The organism is Candidatus Methylobacter oryzae, from assembly GCF_003994235.2.
Taxonomy (GTDB): domain Bacteria; phylum Pseudomonadota; class Gammaproteobacteria; order Methylococcales; family Methylomonadaceae; genus Methylobacter_A; species Methylobacter_A oryzae.
Genome location: NZ_RYFG02000113.1, coordinates 72,784 through 89,165, shown reverse-complemented (window position 1 = coordinate 89,165; position 16,382 = coordinate 72,784). Strand labels below are relative to the sequence as shown.

Sequence of the window (16,382 nt, the reverse complement as noted above, 5' to 3'; positions counted from 1 at the left end):
CTTCGGACAACTGTTTTACTGTACTCATCAATTTACAACGGCAAAAATCGATGGACTTTATAATAGCCTAAATAATGTGATAGGTGGTGAGGCCAGGAACCTCAATAAACGAACTTGAACAGTGTTTTCATATGCTGACAAAACTCGATCAAATCCAGCCAAGCCGTTTGCAAGCGCCATAGACAAGGTAAACGCCAAGGCCGCAAACAAAAAGGCCGAAGATAAGGCGAAGTTGCGGCCCTTGCATCTGGTTCGCAACGTACGCGCCTAGCCATGAACCGAGAAACATCGTCGCGGCCAGAATCGCGGCCGCTTTTACGTCGACATTGCCGTGCCGGTAATATTCAAATGCAGCGGCCAGACCAATCGGCGGGAGTAATACGGCAATCGTGGTACCTGTCGCCGTGTGCTGGGAGAAGCCTGCCCAGTAAATGAGCGCGGGTACAATCACAATGCCTCCGCCAATGCCGAACAGGCCCGCCGCTATGCCGCCGATAATGCCGATAATTGCGAATATGAGCCATGAGGGCATTTGTGTTCTCCTGTCGACTATCTGTATTCAAGACTGATGTTAAGTCTTGGTATTATAAAAAGCGAAGTCCGCGAAAACAGCCGGTTGTCGCGGACAATCCCTAACGCCGGTTAACAGTTAGCCAATGCCTGAACCGGGTCGATAGATTTCAGCCCGAACGCTTCCGCGACGGCCGGATAAGTCACGGCGCCTCGGTAAGTGTTAAGCCCGTATTGCAAGGCCTTGTCCTTACGCACCGCGTCCAGGCCTTCGTTTGCCAGGCGCAACGCGTAGCCGGCGGTTTGGTTGTTCAATGCGAAGGTACTGGTGCGCGGCACCGCACCAGGCATATTGGCGACGCAATAATGCACGACGCCGTCAATTTCATAAGTCGGATGGCTGTGGGTTGTTGGACGAGTCGTTTCCACACAGCCGCCTTGATCGACGGCCACGTCAACAATTACCGAGCCTCTACGCATCGTCGGCAGCATGTCGCGGGTAATCAGCCAAGGAGCACGGCCGCCGTGGATTAGAATCGCGCCGATGACTAGGTCGGCCTTCGTAATCAGTTCTTCGATTGTCGATTCATTACTGATGCGGGTTTGCAGTTGTCCGCGATAAATGTCATCCAGGTATTTCAAGCGGGCATGGCTGATGTCCAGTACCGTGACTTGCGCGCCTAAGCCGACGGCTACCCGCGCGGCGTTCGTACCGACAATGCCGCCGCCCAGAATGACAACATTGGCCGGTGCGACGCCCGGTACGCCGCCGATGAGTACGCCGCGTCCGCCGTGCGATTTTTGCAAATAGGTTGCGCCTGCTTGAGTCGCCATGCGTCCTGCAACTTCACTCATCGGCATCAATAACGGCAAGCTGCCGTCTTCGGTTTGCACGGTTTCGTAAGCGATGCCGGTCGTGCCGCTGGCCAGCAGTGCTTCGGTTAGGGCTGTATCCGAAGCCAAATGCAGGTAGGTAAACAGCAATAAGTCCTGGCGTAGATAGTGATATTCCGATGCAATCGGCTCTTTGACTTTGACCACCATGTCCGCGGCCCAGGCATCTTCCGCAGTCGGCACGATCTGGGCGCCGGCGGTCAAATATTCTTCGTCCGGCAGAGAACTGCCTTCGCCGGCACCGCTTTGTACCAGCACCTGATGGCCTCGGCGAGTTAACGCTTTGACTGAGCCCGGCGTCAGGCCGACGCGGTTTTCGTTGTCTTTAATTTCTTTGGGTAGTCCGATTAGCATGATTTGAACTCCTGGTGTTAATGGAACGGTGTGCGTGTTGAATTCATACACATAACAAGAGCGTAGCATAGTTCAAGCCTTGCACGATGAGTTAGTTGGGAAATAGAGCCAAGACTAAACGGATTGAATCAATCCGCGACCATCAGTCATGATCCGTGCCATCCGTGTTCTATTATTAGGTACCTCCAGATAAATACGTAATAGCCGGTATTGTGAGTCTACATGGCTTGGCGTAGCCTGATCAGCGAAATTGCAAGTATCGCCTTATCGTTCATGTCGAACCAGGGTATTTATATGCAGCTTGAACGTAGCCGGACGCCTTTAAGCAACGATCAATATCGCCTTCTTCAGCAGTTTATTGCCGCGTTATCGCCGGAGCAAATCGCCTGGGCCGGAGGGTATTTGTCCGGGTTGGCGGCGAGCAATGTGGCTGCCGCTCCAAGCCTTAACGATAGCGCCGATATTACGATTCTGGTCGGATCGCAGACCGGCAACAGCGATGCGTTGGCCGAACAAATGCATCGCTTGGCGGCCGGCCGGGGATTAAAGACTGTCATCAAGAAAATGGGCGATTATAAGTTCATGCAATTGAAGGCGGAGAAAAAGCTGCTGGTGATTGTCAGCACTTACGGCGAAGGCGAACCGCCCGACAACGCCAAAGAGTTGTTCGAACATTTATTCAGCAAGCGGGCTCCATCGTTCCCGCAGATGCAGTTTTCGGTGCTTGGCCTGGGCGATTCGAGCTATGAATTCTTCTGTAAAACCGCCGCCGATTTTGATCGTCGCTTGGAGGAGCTGGGCGCAACGCGGATTTATCCCAGGGTTGATTGCGATGTGGACTACGAGTCCAGCGCCGAAGCCTGGATGGATGCGGTGTTGAATGAACTGTCAGTTCGGGCGGAAACTAAAATCGAACCGGCCGGGCTGCCGCCTTCTCCTGCCGCAAACACGCCAGCTTATTCCAGGAAGAATCCGTTTCCTGCGATTTTATTGGAAAATATTGTGCTGAATGGCTGCGGTTCGCTTAAGGAAACGCATCATTTGGAGTTGTCGTTGGAAGGTTCCGGTTTGACTTATGAGCCCGGCGATGTGCTCGGTGTTTATCCAACCAATGCGCCCGACATGGTTGAGGTCTTGTTGCAGGCACTGGGCTTTGGCGGTAAGGAATGGGTGATTCTTGACGGCGGCGAGGACGGTTTCCTTTACGATGCGCTGTTCCGGCATTATGAAATCACGACCATTACCCGGCCGGTCATGCAAAAATACGCTTTATTGGCGAATAACCCAAAGCTGGACCAGTTACTGCACGACAAACGCAAACTGAACGATTATTTGCACGGTCGCGAGATGATCGATTTAGTCGCTGATTTTCCGGCCGATTATGTGTCGCCGCAAGCTTTCGTTAAATGTCTTCGCCAATTGCCGCCGCGCTTGTACTCGATTGCTTCCAGCTCGAAACAGCATCCCGGCGAGGTGCATATCACTGTGGCGGCCGTGCGTTATCAAGCGCACGGCCGGGACCGTAAAGGAGTGGGTTCTACATTTCTGGCAGACCGTATAAACGAGGATGCGGCTGTCCCCGTTTATATCGATTGCAACAATAATTTCAAGCTTCCGGCCGATCCGGCTGCGCCGATTATTATGGTCGGGCCCGGTACCGGCATCGCGCCTTTTCGCGCTTTTGTCGAGGAGCGCGAAGCTGTTGGCGCACCGGGTAAAAATTGGCTGTTTTTCGGCGAGCAGCATTTCGAGACCGATTTTCTGTATCAAGCCGAATGGCTGCGTTACCTGAAAAACGGCGTATTGGCCCGGATGAATGTGGCCTTTTCTCGCGATCAGGAACGGAAAATCTACGTTCAGCACCTCATGGGCGAGCACGGCAAGGAGTTGTATGCATGGTTGCAAGATGGCGCCTATTTTTATGTTTGCGGCGATGCAAAACAGATGGCTCATGATGTGCATTCGGCGTTAGTAAAAATTGTTGCTGCTGAAATCGGCGCTGACAATGCGGAAGGCTATGTCGCGGAGCTGCAAAAGGCAAAGCGTTATCAACGGGATGTCTATTAAATCCGAGGATGAGATGATGATAGCTAAGACTCCGGAAGAATTGGCAAAGCTGGCTGACGCCGAGCGGATCAAGGATGCCGGCAATTATCTTCGCGGCACTCTGGTTGAAAGCCTACAAGATCCGCTGACTGGCGCGCTGGCCGAGGACGATGCCCAGCTATCAAAATATCACGGCATCTATCAACAGGATGACCGTGACTTGCGCGACGAGCGCCGCAGGCAAAAACTGGAGCCCCGTTACCAGTTTATGGTTCGCATTCGCGTGCCCGGTGGCGTGTGTACGCCAATGCAATGGCTGGACGTAGACCGTATCGCCAATACTTGGTGCAATCGCACGATACGGTTGACTTCGCGGCAGACTTTTCAACTGCACGGTGTCGCCAAGCGTAACCTGAAAAGCACGATTGCCGAAATTAACGCCGCGTTGCTGGATACGATTGCCGCCTGCGGGGATGTGAATCGTAACGTGATGTGCCATTCCAACCCGTACCAATCGCGGCTTCATGCGGAAGTTTACGAATATGCCCGCCGTATCAGCGAACATTTGCTGCCTAGAGCCACGGCTTACCATGAAATCTGGCTGGATAAAGCTGAGTTGAGCGGCTTGCCCGCACAAACGAAACCTGGGTATGAAGAGCTGTTATCTTCCAGTCGTAAGGACGAGGAGCCGATCTATGGCAAGTATTATTTGCCGCGCAAGTTCAAAATAGCGCTGGCGGTTCCGCCCAGCAACGATGTGGATATATTTGCGAACGATTTAGGTTTTATCGCGATTGCCGAAGATAATCATCTGCTCGGCTTTAATGTTACCGCCGGCGGCGGCTTGAGCCTGACTCATGGCGAGACGTCAACCTATCCGCGCTTGGCCGATGTGATCGGCTATTGCCTTAAAAACAAGGCGCTGCAAGTTGCCGAGGAAATCGTTAAGATTCAGCGCGATAACGGCGATAGGATCAATCGCAAACATGCGCGTTTTAAATATACGCTTGAAGATCGAGGCGTTGAATGGCTCAAATTTGAGTTGAATCGGCGCTTGGGTTGGAATATGGAGCCAGCTCGGCCTTTTATTTTTGAGCATTCCGGCGATCGCTACGGCTGGGTCGAGGGGGCTAACGATACTTGGCATCGTACATTGTTTATTCCGAACGGCCGTATAGCCGATACCGATGATCACCCGATGATGACCGGGTTGCGTGAAATTGCCAAAGTGCATGACGGCGATTTTAGGATAACCGCCAACCAAAATTTGCTTATCGGCCAGGTCAGCAGTGAACGAAAACCGGCCATTGATGCGCTGCTGGAACAATATCGGTTTACAGATACCGGTCAGACAGCGTTGCGCCTGAATTCAATGGCTTGCGTGGCTTTCCCAACCTGTGGCTTGGCGATGGCCGAAAGCGAGCGCTATTTCCCATCATTGCTCGATAAGCTTGACCTGATTATTAAACAGGCCGGGCTTCAACGCGATCCTATCCTGATTCGCATGACCGGTTGCCCGAACGGCTGCGCACGCTCAGTGCTGGCGGAAATCGGCTTTATCGGTAAAGCTCCGGGTAAGTATAATCTGTACTTGGGCGGAGGCTTTTACGGACAGCGGCTGAATAAGCTGTACCGGGAAAATATCAACGAGGAACAGATTGTTGCCGAATTGACGCCGATTCTTCATCGTTATGGCCGCGAGCGGGAACCCGGTGAACGATTTGGCGATTTTGTCATTAGGGCTGGTTATGTCAAAGAGGTGTCGGCAGGAAAGGATTTTCACTTATAAGCTTGCTTTGCAGGCCGGTAAGTAGCTTAAACGGAACAAGGTGCATCGACGGCGCACCTTGTTCGTGTCTTGAAAATTAAAGAATGGATTTTTGATAGTTGACGGTGAAATCATCCAGGTTAGCTAGCGCGACAGGCAAGTCTTCGCTTTTTTTAAGACTAAACGCATTCACGCCGACACGCGATAAATAATAGACTTGGTCCCGCATGAAGTGGCCGGTTGCACGGATTTCGCCTTGATAGTTATAGCGGCCTCTAAGCAGCCATGCATGAGAGAAAATGCGGCCGTCGGCAAAGGCAGGGAAATCGAGCTCGACTAGCTGAATATCTTTTAAATCGGCTGCGATTTCATCAACCGAATCAGCAGGGCCGATTCTTACACCTTTTTTGCCGTTAGAGTGAAGCAGTTGCTGCTTGTCATTTTTCCAGCGAGCTAAAGAGACGCTGATATCGCCGTCTTTAAGTTCGGCATCATCGGCAATATAACTCCAGCTGTCGTCGATAATCTGTTTGTCTTTAATTACTTGCATAGACTTGCTCTTTGAATGGGTTGAGACCAACGCGTTTTACCATATCTAGGAAGGACTCGTCGTCGAGGCGTTGTTTGATATAAACATCCAGAATGGTGGTAACGGCTTTGGTAACTTGATCTTTAGCAATGGATGGCCCCAGCCTTTCTCCAATAGCCGCCTCGTTTTCCGAAGAGCCGCCCAAGGTCAACTGATACCATTCAACCCCTTTTTTGTCGACGCCGAGTATGCCGATATGGCCGACGCTTTGGTGCGCGCAACCGTTCATGCAGCCCGACATGTTGATCTTCACGTCGCCGATGTCGTGGAGATAGTCCAAGTCATCTAGCGCTTCGTTGATTTCCTTGGCAATGCTGATGGTTCCTGCGTTGGCAAGTGAGCAAAAGTCAAGACCGGGGCAGCAAATCATATCGGTTGCGGTGCCGTTATTCGGTGTCGCCAGTTTCAGCGCATCGAGCTGTTGCCACAAAGGAAATAAATCCGCTTGTTTTACGTCGGCAAAAACTAGATTTTGCCGGTGCGTGCTCCTGATCTCGCCGAAGCTGTAGCGGTCAGCCAGGTCGGCAACTGCGTCGAGCTGTGCATCGGTCATGTCGCCCGGAGGTGAATCCGGCGCTTTTAACGATAGGAATGCCGCGCGGTAACCAGGTATTTTGTGATCGGCCGTGTTGTATTTAACCCAAGTCGCAAACGCTTTGTTTTCGGACAGGCTTTGTGCAAAGCTTGTGTCTTGCGCGGCATCTGTTTCGTAGGCTGGCGAGGTAAAGTGGGCTTTGATGGCTTCAATGCGGTCAGTGCTAAGTTCCAAGCTATCCCTGATTAGCAGCCATTCGTTTTCAACCAACTCGGAAAATTTCTCCATGCCGGTTTCTTTAACCAGAATTTTAATACGCGCTTTGTATTTGTTGTCGCGGCGTCCGAACAGGTTGTAAATACGGAGTATGGCTTCCAGGTAAGACAACAAGTGTTTCTTTTCCAGGTAGGGCTTGATGACCTGACCAATAATAGGCGTACGGCCTAACCCGCCGCCAACCAGTACTCTAAAGCCGACTTCGCCGGCATCGTTTTTAACTAGATGCAGGCCGATGTCATGAAGTTGGGTTGCAGCACGGTCATGCTCAGCACCGCTGACGGCAATCTTGAATTTCCGCGGCAAGTAAGCAAATTCTGGATGCAGGGTTGTCCACTGCCGGATAATTTCGCAATAAGGACGAGGATCTTCTATCTCATCGACACAAACGCCGGCTAAATGGTCCGAGGAGGTGTTTCTTAGGCAATTGCCGCTGGTTTGGATGGCGTGCAATTGGACGCTGGCCAGTTCTTCAAGAATATCGGGAACTTGCTCCAATTTAGGCCAATTAAACTGGACATTTTGCCGGGTCGTAAAATGACAGTAGTTTTTGTCGTAGGTTCGGGCAATATGGGCCAGTTTTCTGAATTGCTTCGAATTAAGCAGGCCGTAAGGACCCGCTACCCGCAACATAGGGGCGTGAGTTTGTACATAGAGACCGTTCATTAGGCGCAATGCGCGAAATTGGTCGTCTGAAATTTGGCCTTTTAAAAAACTTTCGGTTTGCCTTCTAAATTGGGCTACCCGTTGTTCAATGAGTGTTTGGTCGTCGTTATTATACTGGTACATAGATGGGCGCTAAGCGCATGTATAGACAATTAGTTACAGCCAACAATCATATACTGTGGGTCATAAAATGACAAAGGTTATTATATAGTGCTAAGATTGACTGTTAAATTTTGGGTGTTTTTGGTTAATTTTTTAGATAAAAGTTAGGGGGTTATTTTGTTACGGTCATTGTTTGTGTTGTTGTCTCTCTTGCTATTGCCCGGAATGGCGATGGCTGGCGGTTTTGAAAGTCTTGGTTTGACGGGGACGGAGCGGGGTATTTATACCGTTCTGATCTTTATTATTGCCTATGGCTTTGTTATGGCTGAAGAATTTACTCATTTAAGTAAGTCCAAGCCGGTTATTTTGGCGGCTGGCATTATCTGGGCGAATGCTGCGGTTTTAGCGGCTCAAGCGGGCGTTTCTGTTGAAGATATGCATGAGGCTTTCGAGTATAACTTAAAAGAATATGCAGAATTAATGTTATTTCTGCTGGTTGCGATGACCTATATTAACTCAATGGCTGAGCGTAACGTGTTTGAGGCTTTGCGTTCCTGGTTGGTAAGAAAACAGTTTGGCTATCGCAAATTGTTTTTAATTACCGGCATTATTACATTCTTCTTGTCATCCGTGGCGGATAACTTGACGGCGGCTTTATTGGTTGGCGCGGTTGTTATGGCGGTGGGAGCTGATAATCCTAAGTTTGTTAGTATCGGTTTTGTTAACTTAGTGGTTGCGGCTAACGCGGGTGGAGCGTTTTGTCCTTTTGGCGATATTACTACATTGATGGTTTGGCAGGCTGAATACGCTGAATTTTTTGATTTCTTTAAATTATTTATTCCATCAGCCGTGAATTATGGTGTGCCGGCAGCAGTGATGTATTTTGCTGTGCCTGATGAGCAACCTAAAGCCAGTGCAGAGGAAGCTGTGCAGTTAAAGCCGGGTGCAATAGTAGTTTGTGTAATGTTTTTATTGACTATCGTTATGGCTGTAAGCTTCAAACAAGCCCTACATTTGCCGCCATTTATGGGCATGATGGTTGGACTTTCTGCATTAATGCTTTACGGCTATCGCTTAAAAACAGTTTATCGCGTTGAAGGTGATGATGCGTTTGATATTTTCGACAAAGTGCGTCATGCGGAATGGGATACTTTGTTGTTCTTCTTTGGTGTGGTGTTTGCTGTCGGCGGCTTAGGTTATATTGGTTACTTGGAGTTGCTGTCTGCCGCTATGTATGATGGGCTAGGCGCTACAACGGCTAATATCTTAGTGGGTGTGATTTCGGCGATTGTTGATAACATTCCTGTTATGTTTGCTGTGTTGAATATGAATCTGGATATGGATTTATACCAATGGCTATTGGTAACGTTAACTGCCGGTGTCGGTGGTTCGCTATTGTCTGTCGGTTCGGCTGCGGGTGTTGCATTAATGGGGCAATCTGACCACAAATATACATTCTTCAGTCACTTGAAGTGGACTCCGGCGATTGCCGGGGGGTACGTAGGAAGTATTGTTGTTCATTATCTTATTAATGGTTGATGGTTTATTGAGCACCGCACTTTATGTGCGGTGCTCGGTAACTGCACAAGCCATTTTTCAAATTAATTATGAGTATAATAAAAGCAGATAATTACAAAGTAACGGCATGTCTGCTAATGCAATTGAGTCAGCCTGGTAAGGTCGATGTCTGATAGTAAAAGTTGGAAGTCGGCTTTTTTTGTATATATGCAGCCGCAAGTGCGCAGCATGATATTTCTTGGTTTCTCTGCTGGACTTCCTTTCTTATTAGTTTTTTCAACCTTATCTGCTTGGTTGCGAGATGAAGGGGTTGAGCGATCAGTTATAGGTTTTTTTAGCTGGGTCGGGATTACCTATTCAATAAAAGTTTTTTGGGCTCCCGTTGTCGATAAGCTGCCGTTACCATTTCTGACTAAGTTTTTAGGCAAAAGGCGTGGCTGGATGCTGCTTGCCCAGTTGGGAGTAATTGTTGGTTTGGTTGGAATGGGGAGTTCTGATTCGCATAGTCAGCTACAACAGATTGCTCTTTTTGCGGTGTGGGTGGCGTTTTGTTCGGCTACGCAAGATGTCGTTATTGATGCTTACCGTATTGAATCGGTGGTTCCTGAGTTTCAAGGGGCTATGGCGGCAACCTATGTGTTGGGTTATCGGATTGCTTTGCTGATGTCAGGTGCGGGGGCTTTTTATATCGCAGATTACGCTAGTTGGAAAATTGCTTATTTTATTATGGCGGCCGCTATGTCTGTTGGATTGATAACGACATTTTGTCTCAGGGAACCGGAGTATAAACATTGTGGCGAAAGGGGTGAAAATATTTCTACGGAGCGTCAGGGTATCTGGCTGAGATTGTTTCTGGGTTTTATCGACGCTGTGCTAAATCCTTTTGTGGAGTTTTTTGCGCGTAATGGCCGGGTTGGCTTATTGATATTAATGCTCATCGCCGTTTATAAGATGAGTGATATTACCATGGGGGTTATGGCAAACCCGTTCTATCTTGATTTGGGATTTAGTAAAAAGGATATTGCGGATATTAGTAAGGTTTTTGGTTTTTTTATGACTATTGCCGGGGCCGCAGTGGGTGGGGCTTTAGTTGTTAGATATGGAATTATGCGTCCTTTGCTGCTGGGTGCGATTATGGTGGCTGCTACTAACTTGTTGTTTGCTGTGTTGGCAATTAGCAAACCTAGCCTGCTTTTACTGTCAGGCGTTATAAGTGCTGATAATTTAAGTGGCGGTATTGCGACATCGGTTTTTATAGCTTATCTCTCCAGTTTAACAAGTAGTGCGTATACAGCTACTCAATATGCGCTATTTAGTTCTTTAATGACTTTGCCTGCTCAGCTATTGGGAGGGTTCTCCGGGGTAGTTGTTGATAGTTATGGTTATACTGTTTTTTTTATTTATGCTTCGGCGGTAGGTTTGCCGTCAATTGTGCTGGTGCTTTTATTGATGCGCTATCAGGAGCGATTTAAAGATTATGGTTATAAACAATGATAAATTGGGGGTAATTGATTCGTCTTTTATCTGGGGCTGATTTGCCTAGGGCTGATGTTGGTGATCTTACGCTTGATTAATGCGATAAGTGCGTTTTTTGATGGTGGGTTGAATTTGTAATTTAGCATGAATATCCAAGCCAAATTCAACTTTGTTGATCATTCGATGGCGGTGTCATGCAGGATTTTCGGCCTCAAGAAGCAGATTATTTTGTTTGTCAATCGCTTCTCCGGGTTCTGGGATTCAAAATTTTGCGTTCAGTCTTTTGAATATTGCTCTTACTTGCTTCGCACCTATTGGTTTCAAGGTGTCGCTCATAAACGTCCCAGTCATTGGTGTGGTAACGAAAGGATTCAAGCAGTGCTTTCAGCTCTTTGAATACGGTATCCTTGAATTTGTTAAATACCTAATAAGTCATCGCGATGTTTATGGGGTGATTTGCGGCATGCCAGAGCCTGCACTGATTGGATTTGTTGTCGGTATAAGATCTCTGCTTATCCATTTCAGTTTGACCACAAGTCAGCTCCAATTTCACTTCAAGTTTTTCCGTTGTGGAAAAAAGCCTGGAATTTGGAATTTACTTGGATGATAGTGTTCGGCTTTTTTTAACGTACGAATCACGGTATTTTTATTGATTTTGAGTGCTCTGCGGCGGTATCACGGATGTCACTGCCATTGATATCCATGTCCCACTTGTTCTTTTTGCCGGGTTCGTAAGCGTATGGCGGTAATTCAGCATGAAGGTTTTTATGGGGAAATCCGGATTTTGGGTAACGCTGCGTTTCCTCGGTACTACGGTCAGTTTTTATAGTTTGAGGCTGCACAAGCAGGGCAAGTGATTTCTTGATAGCAGGCATTAAAATAAATCGCATGTTTAACCTATTGCCCGTTTTTTCAATGCTTCTGGATGAAGAATTGATCTAATTGGGCTTGTTCTTTTCTAGAAAGATTTTGGTCTTTTGAGTATTTATTATTCTTGAGTTATATGTTCATGCCGCGAATGTGGTGCTTGTTTTGCGGATCTGTTTGTAATAAATAGATGTATGTATTTCTATAGCGATATATGGCCTTTAAGATGAAGAATAAAGCAAAGTGCAATAATGATCGGGTTGCTAAATTGATTCTCATGGAAATGATATTTCTGTATTAGTGTCTTGTTGGCTGAGGAAATGCGTTAATATCTAAAGAAATGTGTATAAGATAAATTAATTTGCAAACTTTTAATAAAATACGTATCATGCCGAGTTCTCTAATAAAGTATGTGGCCACGTTTGTGGGTAAAGTGATATGAAACCAGAAATTCATCCAGAATATAAACAAATTATTGTAACTTGCGGTTGCGGTAACAAGTTTGAAACCGGTTCTGTATTGGGTAAGGATTTGCAAGTTGAGGTTTGTTCTTCATGCCATCCTTTTTATACAGGAAAACAACGTGTTGTCGATACGGCGGGACGTGTCGATAAGTTCCGTAAAAAGTACGGTAAATAAGTTATTTGCTTTTTTGTTCAAGTAGTTAGGTTTTTGCGTTGTTGCGGGGGAAGTATTTATTGTGTGAGAAAGAATGGTGGTGAATAAGAGAAGTGTTTTCTTTCTTGCTGTGTACTGTCTATTTCTAGGCAAAAAAGCATATTGATTGTTTACGATAACCATAAAAAAAGGCCGACTCAACAAACTGAGTCGGCCTTTTTTTATGGTTATCGCTCGGGGTTTATGGTTTGTTTTGAGATTGGAGTAATTTGGCTGGGGGTATATTTTGGAGATGTCTTAAATAGAATCTAATCCTGATAAGCCTTCAATAGACCAGTTAGCAAAGTCGATGGCGCCTTCTTCATTGTCGCCATTTTTGTAATTTATTCTGCAAACATATTTCTTGGTGATTGTGCTTGTGTTTGTAATGTCAATTTCGCCGTTAATGATATATTGGTAATTTCCTAGGCTCCAGGCGTTAAGTGCTTTGTCGTGAAAACTAACGGATGAGTTAGGTTCGAGTTTGGATTTAATGTAATTATTGCAATGTAAAAAGGCGAGTTTGGTTAGGGGGGTGGATATAGGGGTTTGTCCTCCTTGGTCTTTGCTTTCTACAAGAAAAAGGTCTGATTGGACAACTTTATAGACGAAAGGCATGACGACTTTTTTTTGAACCAAAAGCAGAGCTGCCAAACCGACTATAAGAATTAAGATGGAATATTTCTTCATGGATTTAAAGTGATGATTGAAGCGGTTAATGTAAAAATTAATTCTATCAGAAATCAATATCTTAAGCGTACAAGAAAATGGTGTGTAAGGATGAGAGGGGGTGAAGTGTAATCAGTGATTGAATTTGACTTGACAAGGCTAATTGAACTGGTAGACTGACAGCTCACTAAATTGACTTGGTGGCATTTGGCCCTTAGATTATTAGGTGCTGGTGAGAAAATGGAGTTGTAACTATAGCCCCTGATCATAATTAAGTCAGGGATTTGATAATTTTTGGAGGTAGAAATGGCAGCTACAACTGAATCAGTGAGAGCTGATGCTGCGGAAGCACCGCTGTTAAATAAGAAAAACTTGATCCTTGGATCTCTGGTGTATGTAGTATTCTATGCTTGGGTTCGTTGGTATGAAGGTATCTATGGCTGGTCAGCTGGTCTGGATTCATTCGCACCTGAATTCGAAACATATTGGATGAACTTTCTTTATATCGAGTTCGTTTTAGAAGTTTCAACTGCAGGTATCCTGTGGGGTTACATCTGGAAAACTCGTGATCGTAAAGTAATGTCGATCACTCCAAGAGAAGAGTTAAGAAGACACTTTACTCATTGGACTTGGTTGGTAATGTATGCTTTCGCTATTTACTATGGCGCTAGCTACTTTACAGAGCAAGATGGAACATGGCATCAAACTATCGTTCGTGATACTGACTTTACACCAAGTCACATCATCGAATTCTATTTGAGCTATCCAATCTACATCATCACTGGTGGTGCTTGCTTCTTATACGCAAAAACAAGACTTCCTACTTATCAGCAAGGTTTGCACCTGCAATATATGGTTGCGGTTGTTGGTCCTTTCATGATTCTGCCAAACGTTGGTTTGAACGAATGGGGTCATACTTTCTGGTTTATGGAAGAGTTGTTTGTTGCTCCTTTACATTATGGCTTCGTATTCTTCGGATGGGCTGCTTTAGGTGTATTAGGTGTTGTGAACACAGAAGTTGCAGCTATTGCTAAGCTTCTGAAAAAAGACTTAGCTTAATATAAGTCTTTGGTTGTAATTACTATCTCCTCCACGCTGTTCCGTTTTTAGACGGAACAGCGGAAGTTGAAGATAGTCATTAATAAAAATAATTTAAATCCTTTAGGAGGTAAGCTAATGAGCGCATCTCAATCAGCTGTACGTTCACGCGCTGAAGCAGTTAAAGTTTCACGTACGTTCGACTGGCTAATTCTGTTTACATTGTTCTTTGTTGTACTTGGCGGTTATCACATTCACTACATGTTAACCGGTGGTGACTGGGATTTCTGGACTGACTGGAAAGATAGACGTCTATGGGTAACCGTAGCTCCAATCGTTTCAATTACTTTCCCTGCTGCTGTTCAAGCTTGTTTGTGGTGGCGTTACCGTTTGCCTTTCGGCGCGGTTGTTTGCATCTTGGGTCTGCTTTTAGGTGAGTGGATCAACAGATATATGAACTTCTGGGGTTGGACTTATTTCCCAGTAAACTTCTGCTTCCCTTCAAACCTGATGCCAGGTGCTATCGTTCTTGACGTTGTGTTGATGTTGACAAACAGCATGACAATTACTGCTGTAATCGGCGGTATGGCATACGGTCTGTTATTCTATCCAGGCAACTGGCCAATTATGGCTCCATTACATGTTCCTGTTGAATACAACGGCATGATGATGACATTGGCTGACTTACAAGGTTACCACTATGTAAGAACTGGTACTCCTGAGTACATCAGAATGGTTGAAAAAGGTACATTAAGAACTTTTGGTAAAGACGTTGCTCCAGTATCAGCATTCTTCTCTGCTTTCGTGAGTATCTTGATTTACTTCTTGTGGCATTTCTTTGGTAAATGGTTCGCGGGTACTGGATTCGTCCAAAGCTCTTAATAACCTTTGGTTGTAGAAATTCACACAAAAAGACTGGTGTTGGCAAGAATATGTTGACACTGGATACTCTGAAAACTATAGATTCTCTATTATAGAGGAGGATATATGAAATTAATAAAAGACAAGGTTGCTAAATTATCCTTTGTCGCACTGCTGGTAACTGTTACAGCAGCGATGTTTTACGCACCAACTGCATCTGCTCATGGTGAAAAGTCGCAAGCTGCATTCATGCGTATGCGTACAATTCACTGGTTTGATTTGAACTGGTCAAAAGATACAGTAGCTGTTAACGATACAATGACAATTTCTGGTAAATTCCACGTTTTCGCTGGATGGCCTGAAACTGTTGATAAACCAGAAATCTCATTCTTGAACATCGGTATTCCAGGACCTGTATTTATTCGTCAAGGTTCATGGATCGGTGGTCAATTGGTTCCTCGTTCAGTAACTTTGGAATTGGGCGAAACTTATGAGTTTAAAGTATTGTTAAAAGCACGTCGTCCAGGTGACTGGCACGTTCACACTATGATGAACGTAAAAGGCGGTGGTCCAATCATTGGTCCAGGTAAATGGGTAACTGTTACTGGTACTATGGGATCATTTACTAACCCAGTTACTACGTTGTTAGGTGATACAATCAACTTGGAAACGTATAACCTGAGCAACACTTACTTCTGGCATGCTTTCTGGTATGGCTTAGGCTTGGTTTGGGTTGGATATTGGGCTCGTAAACCAATCTTCGTTCCACGCCACATTGCTATGGAAGCAGGAAAAGCAGATTCTTTGATTACTGCTGGCGACAGAAAAGTTGCTCTGGGCTTTGCGGTTGGTACAATTGCAATCGTTGCTTTTGGTATGAGCAGCACAAATGCAGCATATCCAGTGACTACACCTCTGCAAGCTGGTTTGTTACGTGGTATGAAGCCAATTGAATTGCCAGCAAGAACTGTTAACGTTAAAGTTGAAGATGCAACTTATCGTGTGCCAGGTCGTGCTATGCAAATGACATTGACTATCACTAACAATGGTGATTCTGCAGTTCGTTTGGGCGAGTTCAACACTGCTGGTGTTCGTTTCTTGGATCCAAAAGTTCATACAGACGAAACTGGTTATCCAGATGACTTGTTAGCTGAAGAAGGTTTGTCTGTTAGCGATAACAGCCCAATCGCTCCAGGTACTTCAAGAACTGTTCAAGTTACTGCATCTGATGCTGCTTGGGAAGTTTACCGTTTAGCTGACTTGATCTATGATCCAGATAGCCGTTTTGCTGGTTTGTTGTTCTTCTTTGATGAAGCTGGCAACCGTCAAATGGTTATGGTAGACGCTCCATTAATTCCAACTTTCATCTAATGAAAAAAATTGATCGATAGCTCTTCGGTTGTCGGTTAAGGAATTGAAGACCCCTGTTATCATGTAAGATAGCAGGGGTTTTTTTTTGAGGGAATAGCTCAATAATTATAAGGTATTACTTCCTCTCGAATGGGGCAGAGCAAGCGCATATAAATCTTAGGGCGGGAAAGCAGAGGGTGTAAAAA

13 protein-coding genes and 1 pseudogene are annotated in these 16,382 nt (G+C 46.0%); 8 read left to right on the top strand and 6 right to left on the bottom strand.

The annotated features are described in order from the left end of the window. Window positions 1-148 precede the first annotated feature (148 nt). Window positions 149-532, bottom strand: a complete 384-nt coding sequence (locus EKO24_RS17380) for a sulfite exporter TauE/SafE family protein (RefSeq protein ID WP_127027957.1) — start codon at window positions 530-532, stop codon at window positions 149-151. A gap of 110 nt (window positions 533-642) precedes the next feature. Beyond that, a complete protein-coding gene (gene ald, locus EKO24_RS17375) occupies window positions 643-1,758 on the bottom strand; it encodes an alanine dehydrogenase (RefSeq protein ID WP_127027956.1) in 1,116 nt (371 codons plus the stop codon). 222 nt (window positions 1,759-1,980) lie between these two features. On the opposite strand from ald, the gene EKO24_RS17370 reads away from it, so the two are divergent. Continuing rightward, window positions 1,981-3,825: an assimilatory sulfite reductase (NADPH) flavoprotein subunit gene (locus EKO24_RS17370; protein WP_241674609.1), complete on the top strand. Its 1,845-nt coding sequence runs from the start codon at window positions 1,981-1,983 to the stop codon at window positions 3,823-3,825. A gap of 16 nt (window positions 3,826-3,841) precedes the next feature. Then, window positions 3,842-5,593: an assimilatory sulfite reductase (NADPH) hemoprotein subunit gene (gene cysI, locus EKO24_RS17365; RefSeq protein WP_127027955.1), complete on the top strand. Its 1,752-nt coding sequence runs from the start codon at window positions 3,842-3,844 to the stop codon at window positions 5,591-5,593. A 76-nt stretch (window positions 5,594-5,669) separates the two neighbouring features. Here the strand turns inward: cysI and EKO24_RS17360 are convergent, their stop codons facing one another. Both EKO24_RS17360 and EKO24_RS17355 read right to left on the bottom strand, forming a co-directional pair. Beyond that, window positions 5,670-6,122: a DUF934 domain-containing protein gene (locus EKO24_RS17360; RefSeq protein WP_127027954.1), complete on the bottom strand. Its 453-nt coding sequence runs from the start codon at window positions 6,120-6,122 to the stop codon at window positions 5,670-5,672. Continuing rightward, the gene (locus EKO24_RS17355) at window positions 6,109-7,761 is read right to left on the bottom strand and encodes a nitrite/sulfite reductase (protein WP_127027953.1); all 1,653 of its coding nucleotides are present in this window, start codon (window positions 7,759-7,761) and stop codon (window positions 6,109-6,111) included. Before EKO24_RS17355 ends, EKO24_RS17360 begins: the two co-directional genes overlap by 14 nt. A 210-nt stretch (window positions 7,762-7,971) precedes the next feature. On the opposite strand from EKO24_RS17355, the gene nhaD reads away from it, so the two are divergent. Both nhaD and EKO24_RS17345 read left to right on the top strand, forming a co-directional pair. Beyond that, window positions 7,972-9,279: a sodium:proton antiporter NhaD gene (gene nhaD / locus EKO24_RS17350; RefSeq protein ID WP_196240036.1), complete on the top strand. Its 1,308-nt coding sequence runs from the start codon at window positions 7,972-7,974 to the stop codon at window positions 9,277-9,279. 144 nt (window positions 9,280-9,423) lie between these two features. After that, entirely contained in the window at window positions 9,424-10,752 is a 1,329-nt protein-coding gene (locus EKO24_RS17345; RefSeq protein ID WP_127027951.1) for an AmpG family muropeptide MFS transporter, read from the top strand. A gap of 66 nt (window positions 10,753-10,818) precedes the next feature. Here the strand turns inward: EKO24_RS17345 and EKO24_RS23665 are convergent. Next, a pseudogene (locus EKO24_RS23665) lies at window positions 10,819-11,619 on the bottom strand (IS1 family transposase). A gap of 420 nt (window positions 11,620-12,039) precedes the next feature. On the opposite strand from EKO24_RS23665, the gene rpmE reads away from it, so the two are divergent. After that, on the top strand, window positions 12,040-12,240 hold the full coding sequence (gene rpmE / locus EKO24_RS17330) for a 50S ribosomal protein L31 (protein ID WP_127027949.1): 201 nt from the start codon (window positions 12,040-12,042) through the stop codon (window positions 12,238-12,240). A 276-nt stretch (window positions 12,241-12,516) separates the two neighbouring features. On the opposite strand, the gene EKO24_RS17325 is transcribed toward rpmE, so the two are convergent. Next, window positions 12,517-12,948 carry a hypothetical protein gene (locus EKO24_RS17325; RefSeq protein WP_127027948.1) on the bottom strand — a complete coding sequence of 144 codons (432 nt, stop codon included), beginning with the start codon at window positions 12,946-12,948 and terminating at the stop codon, window positions 12,517-12,519. Window positions 12,949-13,233: 285 nt separating this feature from the next. On the opposite strand from EKO24_RS17325, the gene amoC reads away from it, so the two are divergent. The 3 genes from amoC to amoB all read left to right on the top strand — a co-directional run bounded on the left by amoC (window position 13,234) and on the right by amoB (window position 16,197). Then, window positions 13,234-13,986: a bacterial ammonia monooxygenase, subunit AmoC gene (gene amoC, locus EKO24_RS17320; RefSeq protein ID WP_127027947.1), complete on the top strand. Its 753-nt coding sequence runs from the start codon at window positions 13,234-13,236 to the stop codon at window positions 13,984-13,986. Window positions 13,987-14,103: 117 nt separating this feature from the next. Then, the gene (gene amoA, locus EKO24_RS17315) at window positions 14,104-14,847 is read left to right on the top strand and encodes a bacterial ammonia monooxygenase, subunit AmoA (protein ID WP_127027946.1); all 744 of its coding nucleotides are present in this window, start codon (window positions 14,104-14,106) and stop codon (window positions 14,845-14,847) included. A gap of 105 nt (window positions 14,848-14,952) precedes the next feature. Further along, window positions 14,953-16,197 (top strand): bacterial ammonia monooxygenase, subunit AmoB, encoded by a 1,245-nt coding sequence (gene amoB / locus EKO24_RS17310; protein WP_127027945.1) that lies wholly within the window; start codon window positions 14,953-14,955, stop codon window positions 16,195-16,197. Window positions 16,198-16,382: the final 185 nt, after the last annotated feature.

Excerpts from the sequence above, each read along its gene's own strand:
- EKO24_RS17380 (WP_127027957.1), bottom strand. The coding sequence starts at position 532 with ATGCCCTCATGGCTCATATTCGCAATTATCGGCATTATCGGCGGCATA.
- ald (WP_127027956.1), bottom strand. The coding sequence starts at position 1,758 with ATGCTAATCGGACTACCCAAAGAAATTAAAGACAACGAAAACCGCGTC.
- EKO24_RS17370 (WP_241674609.1), top strand. The coding sequence starts at position 1,981 with ATGGCTTGGCGTAGCCTGATCAGCGAAATTGCAAGTATCGCCTTATCG.
- cysI (WP_127027955.1), top strand. The coding sequence starts at position 3,842 with ATGATAGCTAAGACTCCGGAAGAATTGGCAAAGCTGGCTGACGCCGAG.
- EKO24_RS17360 (WP_127027954.1), bottom strand. The coding sequence starts at position 6,122 with ATGCAAGTAATTAAAGACAAACAGATTATCGACGACAGCTGGAGTTAT.
- EKO24_RS17355 (WP_127027953.1), bottom strand. The coding sequence starts at position 7,761 with ATGTACCAGTATAATAACGACGACCAAACACTCATTGAACAACGGGTA.
- nhaD (WP_196240036.1), top strand. The coding sequence starts at position 7,972 with ATGGCTGGCGGTTTTGAAAGTCTTGGTTTGACGGGGACGGAGCGGGGT.
- EKO24_RS17345 (WP_127027951.1), top strand. The coding sequence starts at position 9,424 with ATGTCTGATAGTAAAAGTTGGAAGTCGGCTTTTTTTGTATATATGCAG.
- rpmE (WP_127027949.1), top strand. The coding sequence starts at position 12,040 with ATGAAACCAGAAATTCATCCAGAATATAAACAAATTATTGTAACTTGC.
- EKO24_RS17325 (WP_127027948.1), bottom strand. The coding sequence starts at position 12,948 with ATGAAGAAATATTCCATCTTAATTCTTATAGTCGGTTTGGCAGCTCTG.
- amoC (WP_127027947.1), top strand. The coding sequence starts at position 13,234 with ATGGCAGCTACAACTGAATCAGTGAGAGCTGATGCTGCGGAAGCACCG.
- amoA (WP_127027946.1), top strand. The coding sequence starts at position 14,104 with ATGAGCGCATCTCAATCAGCTGTACGTTCACGCGCTGAAGCAGTTAAA.
- amoB (WP_127027945.1), top strand. The coding sequence starts at position 14,953 with ATGAAATTAATAAAAGACAAGGTTGCTAAATTATCCTTTGTCGCACTG.